Source organism: Staphylococcus sp. NAM3COL9 (assembly GCF_001431205.1).
In the GTDB taxonomy this organism is placed as follows: domain Bacteria; phylum Bacillota; class Bacilli; order Staphylococcales; family Staphylococcaceae; genus Staphylococcus.
The window spans coordinates 93,703-108,809 of the sequence record NZ_LGPC01000006.1 but is presented as its reverse complement, the minus strand read 5'-3'; the positions used below and the strand labels follow the sequence as shown (position 1 = coordinate 108,809).

Annotated in this window: 17 protein-coding genes; 8 read left to right on the top strand and 9 right to left on the bottom strand. The window is 32.2% G+C overall.

The window, feature by feature from the left end; genetic code table 11:
- Nucleotides 1-41: 41 nt before the first annotated feature.
- The 3 genes from iolE to ACA31_RS01650 all read right to left on the bottom strand — a co-directional run bounded on the left by iolE (nucleotide 42) and on the right by ACA31_RS01650 (nucleotide 2,834).
- Nucleotides 42-923 carry a myo-inosose-2 dehydratase gene (gene iolE / locus ACA31_RS01660; RefSeq protein ID WP_057511653.1) on the bottom strand — a complete coding sequence of 294 codons (882 nt, stop codon included), beginning with the start codon at nucleotides 921-923 and terminating at the stop codon, nucleotides 42-44.
- Nucleotides 920-1,954 (bottom strand): Gfo/Idh/MocA family protein, encoded by a 1,035-nt coding sequence (locus tag ACA31_RS01655; RefSeq protein WP_057511652.1) that lies wholly within the window; start codon nucleotides 1,952-1,954, stop codon nucleotides 920-922. Before ACA31_RS01655 ends, iolE begins: the two co-directional genes overlap by 4 nt.
- Nucleotides 1,955-2,072: 118 nt before the next feature.
- Nucleotides 2,073-2,834, bottom strand: a complete 762-nt coding sequence (locus tag ACA31_RS01650) for a DeoR/GlpR family DNA-binding transcription regulator (RefSeq protein ID WP_057511651.1) — start codon at nucleotides 2,832-2,834, stop codon at nucleotides 2,073-2,075.
- A 154-nt stretch (nucleotides 2,835-2,988) separates the two neighbouring features.
- Here ACA31_RS01650 and ACA31_RS01645 point away from each other — a divergent pair, with 154 nt between their 5' ends.
- From ACA31_RS01645 to ACA31_RS01620, 6 genes are all read left to right on the top strand, one after another.
- Nucleotides 2,989-4,449: a CoA-acylating methylmalonate-semialdehyde dehydrogenase gene (locus tag ACA31_RS01645; RefSeq protein WP_441296190.1), complete on the top strand. Its 1,461-nt coding sequence runs from the start codon at nucleotides 2,989-2,991 to the stop codon at nucleotides 4,447-4,449.
- Between the two features lie 12 nt (nucleotides 4,450-4,461).
- Complete coding sequence (gene iolB, locus ACA31_RS01640; RefSeq protein WP_057511649.1) at nucleotides 4,462-5,280, top strand: 5-deoxy-glucuronate isomerase; 819 nt, start codon at nucleotides 4,462-4,464, stop codon at nucleotides 5,278-5,280.
- 8 nt (nucleotides 5,281-5,288) lie between these two features.
- A complete protein-coding gene (gene iolC, locus ACA31_RS01635) occupies nucleotides 5,289-6,248 on the top strand; it encodes a 5-dehydro-2-deoxygluconokinase (RefSeq protein ID WP_082587033.1) in 960 nt (319 codons plus the stop codon).
- Between the two features lie 13 nt (nucleotides 6,249-6,261).
- Entirely contained in the window at nucleotides 6,262-8,175 is a 1,914-nt protein-coding gene (gene iolD / locus ACA31_RS01630; RefSeq protein WP_057511647.1) for a 3D-(3,5/4)-trihydroxycyclohexane-1,2-dione acylhydrolase (decyclizing), read from the top strand.
- A 24-nt stretch (nucleotides 8,176-8,199) separates the two neighbouring features.
- Nucleotides 8,200-9,045 (top strand): class II fructose-bisphosphate aldolase, encoded by an 846-nt coding sequence (locus tag ACA31_RS01625; protein ID WP_057511646.1) that lies wholly within the window; start codon nucleotides 8,200-8,202, stop codon nucleotides 9,043-9,045.
- 64 nt (nucleotides 9,046-9,109) lie between these two features.
- Entirely contained in the window at nucleotides 9,110-9,499 is a 390-nt protein-coding gene (locus ACA31_RS01620) for a tautomerase family protein (RefSeq protein WP_057511645.1), read from the top strand.
- 497 nt (nucleotides 9,500-9,996) lie between these two features.
- On the opposite strand, the gene ACA31_RS01615 is transcribed toward ACA31_RS01620, so the two are convergent.
- The 4 genes from ACA31_RS01615 to ACA31_RS01605 form a co-directional block, all read right to left on the bottom strand.
- Nucleotides 9,997-10,611: a M15 family metallopeptidase gene (locus ACA31_RS01615; RefSeq protein ID WP_057511644.1), complete on the bottom strand. Its 615-nt coding sequence runs from the start codon at nucleotides 10,609-10,611 to the stop codon at nucleotides 9,997-9,999.
- A 12-nt stretch (nucleotides 10,612-10,623) separates the two neighbouring features.
- The gene (locus ACA31_RS13585; RefSeq protein WP_367576195.1) at nucleotides 10,624-11,043 is read right to left on the bottom strand and encodes a tryptophan-rich sensory protein; all 420 of its coding nucleotides are present in this window, start codon (nucleotides 11,041-11,043) and stop codon (nucleotides 10,624-10,626) included.
- Nucleotides 11,044-11,321: 278 nt separating this feature from the next.
- Nucleotides 11,322-12,068 carry a poly-gamma-glutamate hydrolase family protein gene (locus tag ACA31_RS01610; protein WP_057511643.1) on the bottom strand — a complete coding sequence of 249 codons (747 nt, stop codon included), beginning with the start codon at nucleotides 12,066-12,068 and terminating at the stop codon, nucleotides 11,322-11,324.
- A 123-nt stretch (nucleotides 12,069-12,191) separates the two neighbouring features.
- Nucleotides 12,192-12,566 (bottom strand): VOC family protein, encoded by a 375-nt coding sequence (locus ACA31_RS01605; protein ID WP_057511642.1) that lies wholly within the window; start codon nucleotides 12,564-12,566, stop codon nucleotides 12,192-12,194.
- Nucleotides 12,567-12,755: 189 nt separating this feature from the next.
- Here ACA31_RS01605 and ACA31_RS01600 point away from each other — a divergent pair, with 189 nt between their 5' ends.
- Nucleotides 12,756-12,974 (top strand): hypothetical protein, encoded by a 219-nt coding sequence (locus ACA31_RS01600; protein ID WP_253721348.1) that lies wholly within the window; start codon nucleotides 12,756-12,758, stop codon nucleotides 12,972-12,974.
- On the top strand, nucleotides 12,961-14,283 hold the full coding sequence (gene merA / locus ACA31_RS01595) for a hypothiocyanous acid reductase MerA (protein ID WP_057511641.1): 1,323 nt from the start codon (nucleotides 12,961-12,963) through the stop codon (nucleotides 14,281-14,283). The genes ACA31_RS01600 and merA overlap by 14 nt, the downstream gene beginning before the upstream one ends.
- Nucleotides 14,284-14,352: 69 nt before the next feature.
- Here the strand turns inward: merA and ACA31_RS13330 are convergent, their stop codons facing one another.
- The gene (locus tag ACA31_RS13330; RefSeq protein ID WP_172793142.1) at nucleotides 14,353-14,529 is read right to left on the bottom strand and encodes a hypothetical protein; all 177 of its coding nucleotides are present in this window, start codon (nucleotides 14,527-14,529) and stop codon (nucleotides 14,353-14,355) included.
- 193 nt (nucleotides 14,530-14,722) lie between these two features.
- Nucleotides 14,723-14,947 carry a hypothetical protein gene (locus tag ACA31_RS01590; protein WP_057511640.1) on the bottom strand — a complete coding sequence of 75 codons (225 nt, stop codon included), beginning with the start codon at nucleotides 14,945-14,947 and terminating at the stop codon, nucleotides 14,723-14,725.
- Nucleotides 14,948-15,107: the final 160 nt, after the last annotated feature.

Genomic DNA, 15,107 nt, shown 5'->3' with positions numbered 1-15,107 from the left:
AACATGAATACAATGGTGTATTTATGTTTTATTTAACAATTTTAATAATTTGATATATATTCTTTTGCTTTTTTCGCATAAATAAATGGGTTCGCGATAGATGGATCTTGCTCAGCTTCTACAACTATCCAGCCTTCGTAATCAGAGTTATATATAGCTTCGATAATTGGCTTGAAATCAATATCACCATCTCCTGGAACAGTGAACATTCCTTTTTTAACGCCTTCTAAAAAACTTAAGTCTTCACTAATAACAATACGTTTAATGCCGTTTCTGACATCTTTAAAATGTATATGTTTGATACGGTCTTGATGTTTAGTGAAGACTTCTAAAGGATCTTCACCTGACATAACGAGATGACCTGTATCGTATAAAAGTGAAACAAATTCTGAATTTGTAAGGACCATTAATTTGTCAATTTCATTTAACGTTTGAACTCCTGTACCCATGTGATGATGATAAACAATGGACATATCTTTTTCTTTGGCTAATTTTCCTAATTCTTCTAAACCATCAACTAATAGTGTCCACTCAGTATCTGTAAATTTAGGTTTTTCATTAAATAAAGATTTATTAAAGTCACCTTGGATGCTATTCCCTTGTTCTGAAACGACAATGACTTTTGCACCCAATTCAAATAAAAAATCTCTATGTTTTATAAATGAAATCTTAGTTTCTTCGAATGGTTTACTAGTTAGATATAGACTTAACCAAGCACTAGCTACTGAAAGACCTCTCGGTTCTAAATGATTTTTTAATTCTTTTGGATCTTTTGGATATTTATTACCGATTTCAGTACCTTCATATCCAGATAAAGCCATTTCGCTTATACATTGTTCAAACGAATTTTCCTTTCCTAATTCTGGCATATCATCATTTGTCCATGCGATAGGGGCGCATGCGTATTTAATGTTCTTTGTCATTTTAATTCACCAACCAAATGTACAACTTGCTTTTTATCAAAGGATTCTTGCATAGCAATTGCTACTTCCGTACTTTTTAATCCATCAAAAGCAGTAATTGTTGCTTGTTCTTTATTAATTATTGAATCAACAAATGAAGTAACTTCATTTATAAACGCAACTTTAAAGCGTTCTGGAAAATGACCGGATGTTGGTCTAACCACACCATTTTCGTCGTATAAAGTTACTAAGTTTTTCTCTGGGGAATTCCCGATACGTAACATACCTTTAGTTCCAATAATTTCTGTTTCAACGTGATAACCATGTTGTGCATTACGTCCTGCTAGCAGGTAAGCAATTGTTCCGTTTTCTAGTTCTGCTAAACAGGCACCAGTTTCCAATTCATTACAATGAGATAATTGTGGTGCAGCTAGATTATTTCCTAGAGAATAGACTGACGAAAATTCTTCACCAGTAAACCAACGAATTAAATCAATGTCATGTATTGACATATCTAAGAAAATACCACCACTAGCACTATTTTCAGCAAATTTAATAAAGCTATCTAACCCTTTACTGGGATCAATACCATAACAACGCATCGTCGTAATTGTTCCTAGATCACCACGATCTACTGCTTCTTTTGCATAAAGATAAGATTCATCAAAGCGTCTCATGAATCCTAACTGAAATACTTGATTCGGATAATTATCTAATTTAGAAACAAGTTTTTTAATATTATCTAGTTCTAACCCTATAGGTTTTTCTGAAAAAACATGTAATCCTTTATTTAAAGCTTGTGAAATTTGTACTTCATGAAAACCACTAGGAGATACTATGACCACAGCATCTAACATGTCGTTGTTGATCATATCTGTATAAGACGAATAACAATGTTCTACGTTTAATTCTTTTTTTGCGTATTCTAGTTCATCAGGGGAAACGCTGGCCACAGCATATAATTCAGCATTTTTGATATGATTTGCAATGTTACTCGCATGTATTTGACCTAAACGTCCAAGTCCAACTTGCCCGATTTTTATTTTATTCATGTAAATCCTCCCACTTTCTGAATATTAGGAAAGCCCTTACAAAGATATTAGTACATCTTGGGTAATTGGTCAATAAATAACAAATAGATAATCAAAATAAATCCATAAGTTAACCAACTTATGGATTTATAATATCAATATAATATTTTTGGCAATATTCTTGAATGGAGGATTCTGGTAATTGATCAGTAATAAGATAATCTAATTCATTAAGTTGTGCGTAAGTAAGTAGCGTAGCTTTACCAATTTTAGAATGATCGGTTAACACATATTTAGTTTCAGATTGTTTTATAACAGTTTGTTTAATTAAGTTTTCTTCTAATTCAGCATTGGATAATCCATTTTTTATATTAATGCCTGTTGCTGACATAAAAGCTTTCTTAATATTAAATTTTTCAATGATACTTTGGCTTTTAATACCGGTAAAAGAGCGCGTCCGTGGAGCATATTTTTCTCCAATAATAAAAATTGTAACGTTTTTAAAGCGAGTCGCCTTATTTATTATATCTAAACTATTAGTAATAAGGGTGAATGTTAAGTTCTCGTCAACATTATCTAGTATATGGATAGTTGTTGTACCAGTGTCGATGTAAATGATGTCATTTTGTTCAATGAAAGTGGATGCTAATCTACCAATTTCTCTTTTTTGTTTATAGTTTGAGACGTTTCTTTCCGAATAATCAAGTGCTTTTTGATTATTATTATTTATAGACTTAACGCCGCCATAGACTTTTTTTACACTATTTTTTTCTGCTAATGCATTTATGTCTCTTCTTATAGTATTTATAGATACATTGAAATGATCCTGTAATTCTTCGATAGACACAGTTTCGTTTTTTTTAATATATTTTTCTACTTCTAGTATTCTTTTTGATTTCACTAATATTCTCCTTTTTTGATAATCATTTCTGAAATGTATTAGTTTGACATTTCATCATTAATTATTTAACATTATACCAACAAGTAATCAAAATTTCATCAAATTATATTTTTTTATTAGAAATGTAAGCGATTACTAATATAACATAGGAGGAATTGTAATGGTTGAAACTTTGAAAAATTATATTAATGGGGAATGGATAACATCAACAGCAAAAGACACAGTAGACGTGTTAAACCCGGCTACAAAAGAAATAATCGCTAAGGCACCACTGACTACAAGAGAAGAATTAGACGAAGTTGCCGAACTAGCACAAAAAAGTTTTGAGGAATGGAAAGAAGTACCAGTTCCTAAAAGAGCACGTATTTTATTTAAATACCAACAGTTACTCATTGAAAACAAGCAAGTGTTAGCAGACATTATCACTAAAGAGAATGGTAAAAACACAAATGAAGCATTAGGTGAAGTACAAAGAGGTATTGAAAATGTTGAATTTGCTTGTGGTGCACCTTCATTAATGATGGGTGATTCTTTATCAAGTATTGCTACAAATATTGAAGGAACTAATTATAGATATCCAGTAGGCGTGGTAGGAGGAATCACACCATTTAATTTTCCAATGATGGTTCCTTGTTGGATGTTCCCTATGGCAATTGTTTTAGGTAACTCATTTATCATTAAACCTTCTGAAAAAACGCCTTTATTAGTTAATAAATTAGCAGAATTATTAGAAGAAGCTGGTCTACCAAAAGGTGTATTCAATGTTGTTCATGGAGCGAATGATGTTGTTAATGGAATTTGTGAAAATGAAAACATTAAAGCTGTATCTTTTGTTGGATCGAAACCTGTTGGAGAGATTGTATATAAAAAAGCAACTGAGAATTTAAAAAGAGCTCAATGTTTAACAGGTGCTAAAAATCATACTATCGTTTTAAAAGATGCGGATTTAGACAGTGCTGTCAAAGATATTATCGGTGCAGCATTTGGTTCTGCCGGAGAACGTTGTATGGCAGCAGCAGTAGTTACTATTGAAGAAGATGTATATGATACATTTAAAGAAAAATTAGTACAAGCTAGTAAAGATATTGTGATTGGTAACGGTATTGAAGATAACGTGTTCTTAGGTCCTGTGATTCGTGAAGAAAATAAAGAACGTACATTAGCTTATGTTGATAAAGGTGTCGAAGAAGGCGCTGACTTAGTATTAGATGGAAGAAAAGACAACCTTGAAGAAGGCTACTTTGTAAAACCTACAATATTTGAAAATGTAACAACAGATATGACTATTTGGAAAGATGAAATATTTGCTCCAGTATTATCTTTAGTTAAGGTTAAAAATTTAAAAGAAGCTGTTAAATTTACTAATAAATCAGAATTCGCAAATGGCGCGTGTCTTTTCACTGATAGTGCTTCTTCAATTAGATATTTCAGAGAAACAGTAGATGCAGGCATGCTAGGTATTAACTTAGGTGTACCAGCGCCTATGGCGATTTTCCCATTCTCAGGTTGGAAATCATCATTCTTTGGTTCATTACACGCAAATGGTAAAGATAGCATTGATTTTTACACTCGTCGTAAAGTTGTAACTGCTCGACATGAAGAACCTCAATTCTAAGGAGCGATATGCATGGCAAACTTATTAAAAAAAGCACAAAATAATATGATTTCAGAAGGAATTTCAATAGTCCATGATTATAGTGCTAAAGATTTGAATTTAAATTATATTGGCTTCACAGTAGTGGATATTTCAGAAGGTAAAACATATGAAGTTGAAACGAAAAATCAAGAAGTGTGTATTGTTGTTTTAACAGGAAATGCGAATATTTCTGATAATGAACAAACGTTTGAAAATTTAGGGCGTCGTAATTCAATTTTTGATCGTGTGCCGACAGATAGTATTTATATTTCTAGAGATCAAAAAATAAAAGTTTTAGCCAAGAGTGACGTAAAAGCTATTGTTTGTTATGCGCCTTGTAGTGAACAAAGAGCTACTGAAGTAATTAAAGCTGAAGATAATTCTGTTGAGGACAGAGGTCAGTATAACAATAAAAGGCATGTGCATAACATCCTTCCAGATAGCCATAAAGCAAGTGAAAATTTATTGGTTGTAGAAGTATTTACAGATCAAGCAAATTGGTCAAGTTACCCGCCACATAAACATGATGAGGACAACTTACCAAACGAGTCTTTATTGGAAGAAACTTATTATCACGAAGTGAATCCTGAACAAGGTTTTGTGTTCCAACGTGTATATACAGATGATCGCTCTCTAGATGAGACCATGGCTGTTGAAAATCGAGATGCTGTTATTGTACCTAAAGGTTACCACCCAGTAGGCGTTCCAGATGGATACGATGCGTATTACTTAAATATAATGGCAGGACCAACAAAAGTATGGAAATTTAATAATGATAAAGACCACGAGTGGATCATTAATAGAAAGTGAGATGAGTGATTGTGTCTAAAAAAGATATTATTGCAATTGGAAGAGCAGCTATTGATTTGAATGCTGTAGAAATTAATAGAACGATGGAAGAAACTGAAACATTTCGTAAATATGTCGGAGGATCGCCTGTGAATATAAGCATAGGTTCAGCTAAATTAGGTCTTGATGTAGGTATTATCGCAAATGTTTCTGATGATCAACATGGCAGATTCATTACAAATTATTTAGATGAAGTAGGCGTAGATACTTCGCAAATTTCAATTGATAAGGATGGTCATAAAATAGGACTTACCTTTACTGAAATTAAAAGTCCGAAAGAGTCTAGCATTTTGATGTATAGAGAAGAAGTAGCAGATTTATATTTGAAACCGGAAAATGTGTCAGAAGATTATATTAAAAATTCTGAAAATTTATTGATTTCAGGAACAGCTTTAGCAAAATCACCATCAAGAGAGGCAGTAATTAAAGCCCTACAAATAGCAAAAGATAACAATGTGAATGTGGTTTTTGAATTGGATTACAGACCTTATACTTGGGCGAATTTAGAAGAAACTTCTTTGTACTACAAATTAGTGGCGGAACAAGCCGATATCGTAATAGGTACGCGTGATGAGTTTGATATGATTGAAATTTTCCAAACGTTAGAAGATAACGCTATTGCTAATAAACTTTTCAATTATACTCCAAATTTAGTTGTAATTAAACACGGTGTTCAAGGGTCTCACGCATTTACTAAAGATGGGCAAAGTTATGACGGAAAAGCATTTAAAGCGAATGTTGTAAAAACATTTGGTGCTGGAGATTCATACGCTGCTGCGTTCTTATACGCTGTAGTACAAGGAAAGGATATTGCGACAGCTTTGAAATACGGTGCTGCTTCAGCTGCAGTTGTAGTTAGCAGTCATAGCTCTTCAGAAGCAATGCCTACGGTAGAAGCTATAGAGGACCTAATCGCACAACAGTCATAAAAGGGGTGGAACAATGACAAATACAATTCGCTTAACTACAGGTGAGGCAATAGTAAAATTCTTAAAGCATCAATATATAGAAAAAGATGGAAAAGAGTACAGATTTGTAGAAGGTGTTATGAATATTTTTGGACATGGTAATGTTCTGGGAATTGGAGAAGCACTATCACAATATCAAGATGATTTTGAAATTATGCAAGGAAAAAACGAACAGGGTATGGCACACACAGCTATTGCATTCAGCAAACAAAATTTAAGGAAAAAAATTTATGCTGTCACTACCTCTGTAGGACCTGGTTCTGCTAATTTAGTCACTGCAGCAGGCACAGCCTTAGCAAATCATATCCCTGTACTTTTCTTGCCAGGAGATACGTTTGCAACACGTCAACCTGATCCAGTACTTCAACAAGTAGAACAGCAACAGAGTTTGGGGATTACGACAAATGATGCTTTAAAACCTGTATCTAGATATTTTGATAGAATCACTCGACCTGAACAAGTTATGTCCGCTTTAATTAGAGCTTTTGAAGTAATGACTAACCCAGCTACAGCAGGTCCTGCTACCATTGCATTGAGTCAAGACGTCCAAGGAGAAGATTATGACTTTCCGGTAGAATTTTTTGAAAAACGAATTCACTATGTAGATCGTGTCACTCCAACAAAGCGCGCAATTAATCAGGCTAAAGAAGTTATTGAACAAGCGAAAAAGCCATTGTTAATTGTTGGTGGAGGGGCAAAGTATTCTGAAGCGCAAAAAGAAATTATCGAGTTTATGAAAAATACTGGAATTCCTATGGTAGAAACTCAGGCCGGTAAATCAACTATCTTATCTGAAGAAATATATAATCTCGGAGGTCTCGGGGTTACAGGAAATAGTTCTGCTAATAAGTATGCGAAAGATGCTGACGTCATAATTGGTATAGGGACAAGGTATTCAGATTTTACTACAAGCTCCAAAACTGCTTTCGATTTTGAAAATACTAAATTTGTGAATATCAATGTTAATCGTGTAGATGCTTATAAGTTAGATGCTACACAAGTCGTTGGCGACGCTAAAGAAACAATTATTGCGTTAAATACATTGTTGGAAAATGTTAAGTTTAATTTAAGTGAGATAATCAATGGACTTAATAAAGAATGGCAACAAGAGTATTCAAGATTAACTGCTGTTGATATTGAAAAAAATGATTATAAACCTGAAATAGAAGGTCATTTTAGCAAAGAACATTTTGAATCGTATAAAGCATCATTAAATACGTTGTTACCTCAAACTAATGTTTTAAGCCAAATTAATAATCAAATAGATGCTGACGGAATTATCGTTGCAGCTGCAGGTTCACTCCCAGGAGATTTAGAAAGATTATGGCAATCAAGAAACTTTAATAGTTATCATATGGAATATGGTTATTCAACAATGGGTTATGAAATCGCAGGTGCGCTAGGTGCTAAACTTGCTGAAACTGATAAAGAAGTTTATGCACTTGTAGGTGATGGGAGTTTCCTTATGTTACACACAGAATTAATTACAGCATTGCAATATGATAAAAAAATTAACGTTATCTTATTTGATAATAGTGGTTATGGTTGTATTAACAATCTTCAAATGGGTAATGGAAGCGACAGTTTTTGTACTGAACTCGTGACTAATAATGAAGAAATAATGACTATTGATTATGCCAAAGTGGCAGAAGGATATGGTGCGAAAACATATAAAGTAAATTCTTATGATGAGTTAAATGATGCGTTAGAAGCATCTAAAAATGATAATAAATCAACACTCATTGATATAAAAGTATTGCCTAAAACAATGACAGATGGTTATGAATCATTCTGGCATGTAGGTGTTTCAGAAACATCTCAAAAAGAGAATGTGAAAAAATCACGAAAAGATTTAGAGTACAATCTAAAACATGCTAAATCTTATTAATTAAATGAAAGGAGATCTACTTTCATGAAAAAATATATCCTCAATGCTTTTGAAAATCACTATGCTATACCACAAATTAATATTAATGGGCTTATATGGATTGAAGGCGCATTAAAAGCTGCACAAGAAAGTGGTTCTCCTATTATATTAGGTACAACTGATAAAAACATTCCATTTTTAGGTGGATATGAATTTATTGGGAAAACAATCAAAAATAAAATTCAGGCTATGAACATCACAGTTCCAGTTATTATTCACCTAGACCATGGATTAAGTGTAGAAGGATGTAAAAAAGCTGTTGATGCAGGCTATGACTCAGTTATGTTTGATGGTTCTAAACTGCCAATAGATGAAAATATTGAATCAACTAAAGAAGTTGTAAACTATGCACATCAATATAATGTTTATGTTGAAGGTGAAGTTGGCGCGGTAGGTGGTAGCGAAGATGGTATGACTAGTAATCTTAAATATGCTAGTTTAGAAGACTGTGTTAAACTCGCGAATACTAGTAATCTTGATACCTTAGCGCCTGCACTTGGATCAGTGCATGGAGAATATGTCGGTGAGCCTGCTTTAGATTTTAATAAAATGCAAAACATCAATGATATTTTAAACATACCTTTAGTGCTACATGGTGCTTCTGGTTTATCAGATGATGATTTAAAAAGAGCAATGAAGTATGGACATGCAAAAATCAATTTTAATACTGAAATAAATATAGCCTGGAGTAGTGCTATAAGGGATTATTTAATCAAGCATCCTACAGTATTTAGTCCTCAAGAAATTTTAAGTCCAAGTATTGAAATAATTAAATCAACAGTAAATAGTATTATTAAAAAGTGCTCTAGTGATGGAAAAGTAAAACATTAAATTGCTGTAAAAGAGCCTGCAGCATTGTAGGTTCTTTTAAATTATAGTAGATAGGAGTAATAACATGCCGTTAATAAAAGTAGATATGATTAAAGGTAGAAATAAAGAAGAAATCAAAAGTATTCTAGATATTACATATAATGTTATGCTGGAAAAATTTCAATCCCCGATAGGTGATAGATATCAAATTGTTAATCAGCATGAGGACTATGAAATGCAAATATTAGACACGGGACTAGGTGTTTCTAGAACTGATGATGTACTGGTATTCACTATTGTTACACGACCGCGCACTAAAGACCAAAAGACTGATTTCTATAAAAAATTAGTGAATTCTCTAAATGACAAGTTAAATATAAGAACAGAAGATATCATGATTAGTTTAGTTGAAAATACTGATAAAGATTGGAGTTTCTTTAATGGTGAAGCCCAATTCTTAACTGGAGAATTATAGATATATAAGTCAAATAAAGGATCATATATTAGAGGTTGTAACGGATTGTAAAACAAGAAAATCTATATTATTAAAATATCTAAGGGATGGGATAGAAAGCTAATTTTTCTGATAAGATTTCGTCGTCCCACCACGGCGAGGCTGACTAGAACTGAAAATGCTTGATACTGTTGCATATGGGCGTATTGATGATGATGGTGTATTAAAACAATCACTAAATTTAATAGGAAATTAGTGAAACTATTAAGGGGGGGACAAAGATGTTCAACTTGTTTTTTGTTTAGGTTTAAAATCACAAACAACAGTTGATATGGAAACTATTTTCAAAAGAATAAGTCATATTATTAATGATTTTAGTTTAGTAGTAGCATTATTAAACCAAGCAGACGAAAAAAATTTAAAGGACACATATTTTGATATTTACTAATAATGAATTTTAAATAATAAAGAAGGTCTGGGCTTTGAGCTCCAGACCTTCTTTATTATCGTTACAATAGTTACACTAAATTAAAATACTCTTCAACAGTAAGGTTTTGGTTTGTTATTTTTATTGCGTCTTCTTTTCCAAGATATCTTAAATGCCACGGCTCGTACATAAATCCTGTGATATGTTCTTTGCCTTTAGGATAACGGATGATAAACCCATAATTGTGGGCGTTATCCTGGAGCCATTTACTTTCTTTCGTATATTGAAACTGTTCTTTTATAGATTCATCTAGTCCTGGAGAAGCAACGTCAAAGGCTAAGCCTGTCTGATGTTCAGAATAACCTGGCTCAGCGCTATAAGTTTTAGCTTTCTTTAATCCATCACGGTTAACATAGATGGAGAATAAACGTAGCTGTTTGAAATAAGATCTAAAACCACTAATAATAATTAATTGGAAACCCTGCTTGTTAGCATCATTAATCATCTGATTTAAAGCTGTTTTAGTTTCTTTTTTCGGAAAGGGTATATAAAGTGGACTAACTTTATATGTTCTATTTACAATAATGTGATTATTTATATAATAAGCACCAATTTTTTTAGTAATCGTATTAGCATCGCTTTTTTTCTTATTCGTTAATAAATATAAAGTCACGAATATAGCTACAGCTGGAATTAACTTTTTCATATAATCACCTTTTTAATTAGACTTTTTATTTAATAAGCAAAAACTGGCGTTTGTATATATTTCATAAATACTCCATATCAAGTGGAGTCTAAGGCAGAAACGGAAAACTTTTTTACTTTTGGCAATCGATTTAATGCTAAGTACTATAAATATAGATTGAAATATTTTTAGTAACAATGCGCTTAAAAGTGATTGATATTTAAAAAAAGTTACATACCAAAGGCTTTGTGTTATTAATTGCCCATTGTAACCTAAAAAGAATTTTTTGTTCTTATGTAATTGTAAGAAGGACAAAGGGAATGCTGAGATAACATTTATAATGAGCCATATTATAGGTAGAAATAAGCTATCCATCATTTTTTTAGGTTTTAATAGTTTTTCATATTTTTCTTCATAGTTTGTTATAGAAAAATATGAAGCCTGGAAAACCACTAGCGAGGGATAGAAAAACTTTAATAACGATATAAATATTTTCAAATAATCAGTCCTTTTGCTATTTAAAATATAAAGGCTTTCATTTTAGGATAAGTCAAAAAGTTACTAATTCATAATATAAACACTTTCTCCTTTAGAGTGCTTAGATTTTTTTATCTTTGAGGTGATTCAAAAACACAAGAATATAAATTAAAATACGATATGCTTTTTTGACTAGAAAGGATAAAAATCCAGAAAACTACTCTAATCAAGTAAGATTTTTGGGTTTTTTATTACTAGTCTTTTGTTGTTTGTTCTTTTACGCCCGTTGTGATAGCTTCAGCAAAGTCGTAGATGGATTGTCTATAATCATTTGGATTTTCTCTCGTGGAGCGACCAAGGTCATCATCCTCAAAAAATGACTGGCGATATTCTGTTGAAATCTCAAGTTGAACACCTGAGCCTGAATCATTTTTATTAATGATATTTTGGCTGGAATCTCCATTTACGTAATTAGGACTATTTTCAACATTAAAATCTTCCTTTTCTAATTCCTTACGTATAGATTTGGCCATATCTTTATCTTGACCACCAATGTAGACAACTTTTTTATCTTCTCGAATGCCGTGAATGGATACCGTTTCATCAGATTTGCTAGTCATGTCTTTTAATTTGGGATCATCGAATCGTGTCGAAGTAATATGCAATTTAGCATTGTTCGATTTTAATAAACCTTCAAAACTATATAGATTAAAGTTACCTTTTTTAGAAATGATTTTTGCCAATTCGGAAGTACCGGGTTCAATACCGCCACCATGAATAGCAGTAACTAATATATCTTTGTTATTTGTAGTTTTTGAATTGATTTGCCAATCACGATCTTCTTTTGTGTCAGCTTTGAGCTCTTCAAAGTTCTTATAATAATCTTGATTTTGCGGCTGGTCGTTTTTCCACACATATAAAAAATATAAAGAAAGTAAAATAGCGGCAACGATAGCTAGCATAATCAAATAGTATAAATACAAGTGGAAGATTCTTTTCATAATTGTCTCCTGTAATACATATTTACTTGCTATAAAAGTATAACAAATTTTATGGGTTATACAGGTTATATGTTGATTACGATTGTATTACTCGCAATTTAACAGTCATTTACAATTGCGGAATTATATTTCTTTAACTGCGAAATAATTATTTTCTGCATCTGCAAAATTAAATACTCTACCCATAGGTAATTCCATAATATCTCCAACTGTATTTTGATTAGATTTCAAACGATCGTATAAGTGATCGAATTTTGTTGTTGCGAAAATAAGTGATGGCGTAGCAGTACTGACCCCCATGTCCATTTCGTCAACTTTAGCTTTGTCCTGCAATACAATAGCAGTTTGCGCAGCGTCTTCAGGAAGTAGTTTTACGACACGCATACCCATTTCTTCGTCATCGGCTGCTACTACAAATTCTAAGTTTTCTGTCCAAAATTCAATCGCCTTATCATGGTCATATACGTATATCATAACTTCATCCAATTTTTTAATCATCTCGCCATCCCCTTCATTGTTTATCCTATCTTGAACATAAGTATATTAAATATATTCAGTAATGCAAAACAATAACGTTGTTGGATATATATTACTGTAATTAGGGAATATAAATGTTATAAGCAAAAACTTTCGAGAAATTTTCATACATGTTTTAATGTAATTATAAAAGTTACAATTGATGTTAATTTGGCAGACTTATTTGAATTATTTAATGCGGAAAGGTCAGATGGACGTATATTTACAGGTGATGAAGGTAGCGATTGTGAGATTTCCAGGGAAATAGGAACCACGATGTCTAAGTTTCACCAAAAAGAAAATGATATATTAATTAATTATTATAAAAGCGTCATGATTACTGATGTATTAGATGATGTATTGAAGGAGGATATTCATGAGACAATTTGATTTAGTGATTATAGGATTTGGTAAAGGTGGTAAAACATTAGCGAAATTTGCTTCAGCACAAGGTAAAAAAGTAGCAGTCATTGAGAAGTCTAAAGCGATGTATGGTGGTACTTGTATCAATGTTGGTTGTATCCCTTCAAAAACGCTTGTTCACGAAGGTCTAACGCATAATGATTTTAATAAAGCATTTTCTAGAAAAAAAGATGTGGTAGATGCGTTGAATAATAAAAATTATCATAATCTTGCTGATGATAATAATATTGAAGTCTTGGATTATACTGCGAAGTTCAAATCTAACAATGAAGTGAACTTATTAAATGACGATGATGATGTAGTGGAAACATTGTATGCAGAAGATGTCGTTATTAATACTGGGGCAAGGTCAGTCATACCGCCCATAACAGGCGTCGAAAGTTCTCAACATTTATACGATTCAGCTGGGATTATGAATTTGGATTTCCAACCTAAACAATTAGTCATCATTGGTGGTGGATACATTGCTTTAGAATTTGCATCTATGTTTGCTAACTTCGACACACAAGTGACCGTCCTTGAACGTGGCAGTGATATTATGACTAAAGAAGATAAGGATATAGTTACAGAAGTTAAAAAAGATTTAGCTACTAAAGGCGTAAATATCATATATAATGTGAATACAGAACGCTTTGAAGATACTGAATCTAGAACTATCGTGCATACGTCTAATGGAGATTATGAAGCGGATGCAGTCTTATTAGCAACTGGTCGTAAGCCTAATGTGGATTTAGATTTAGACAATACGGATATAACGCTTGGTGATCATGGAGAAATTAAAGTGAATGAATACCTACAAACGGATGCACCACGTGTTTATGCGATTGGTGATGTTAAAGGAAGCATGCAATTCACATATATATCTTTAGATGACTTTAGAATTGTTAAAGACCAACTCTTTGGAACAGGTGCGCGTTCTACTGAAAATAGAGGCGCTGTACCTTATACAGTTTTTATTGATCCGCCAATGGCACGTGTAGGTTTAACTGGTGAAGAAGCTAAAAATCAAGGATATAATGTGATAGAAAATACACTTCCAGTTAATGCCATCCCTAGACATAAAGTGAATAATGACCCAAGAGGCTTGTTTAAAGTAGTAGTGAACAAAGATACGGAAACAATACTTGGAGCAACATTATATGGCTTAGAATCAGAAGAAATCATTAATGTATTAAAGTTAGCAATAGATCAGAAATTAAGCTATAAGGTATTGAAAGATAATATTTATACACATCCAACGATGATTGAATCATTTAATGATTTATTCGATATGTAATAGTGTGTAAATTTAAAAGGTGATAGACGCCATATAAGGAGTCTATCACCTTTTTACATGCAATCAATATTAGGTTATTGCCATAATAATAACGCCTAGAAGGCCAAAAAGACCAAAAACTAATGACATTATGCCGAAACTAATCAAACTTTGTTTTTTACTTGTATCACCTTTGTTTGAAAGGCGTTTATTTAAAAACAGCAGTACAATACCAAGAATTATGAGTAATATTGAACCATAGAACATGTTGTGTCCCCCCTAAACTATATTTATCACGTTTGAATATCTTTATTATGTATTTACCCGATAATGGATGGGAACTAACTCAATATACCATGCACAGTTCAATTATAGGTAGTGTTTTTTGGAGTAAAAATAAAAGATGAGTACACTGTTTCAAAGTTAACAGTATACTCATCTTTTTGGTGTGTAATTAATATTATAAAGTATTGTGACTCACATCCGCATGTGTATAATTTTTTAGTAATGAACAACCTAATGGATGGTGTCCATTGTCTACGTATTCATTAATTTCTTCAAGTACATCTAAGATTTCATATTCCGGTGTGTTTACATCAAATGTGTATTTGAATACTTGTTTCTTATCGGATAACACTGTAGCGATGAGTTCATCATTGTGCATTTTGTAGTTTAATAATTGCATAGTAATCCCTCACTTTTATATATTTCAATCCAATAGTTGGATTGTTTTAATTGAGAATTCATTTCATTAATTAATCATTCAGATTATAATTGTTATAATCTGATATTCAGTATACATGAAATATTATAAAATGTAGAGGGTAATGACTTAAATAATTAAA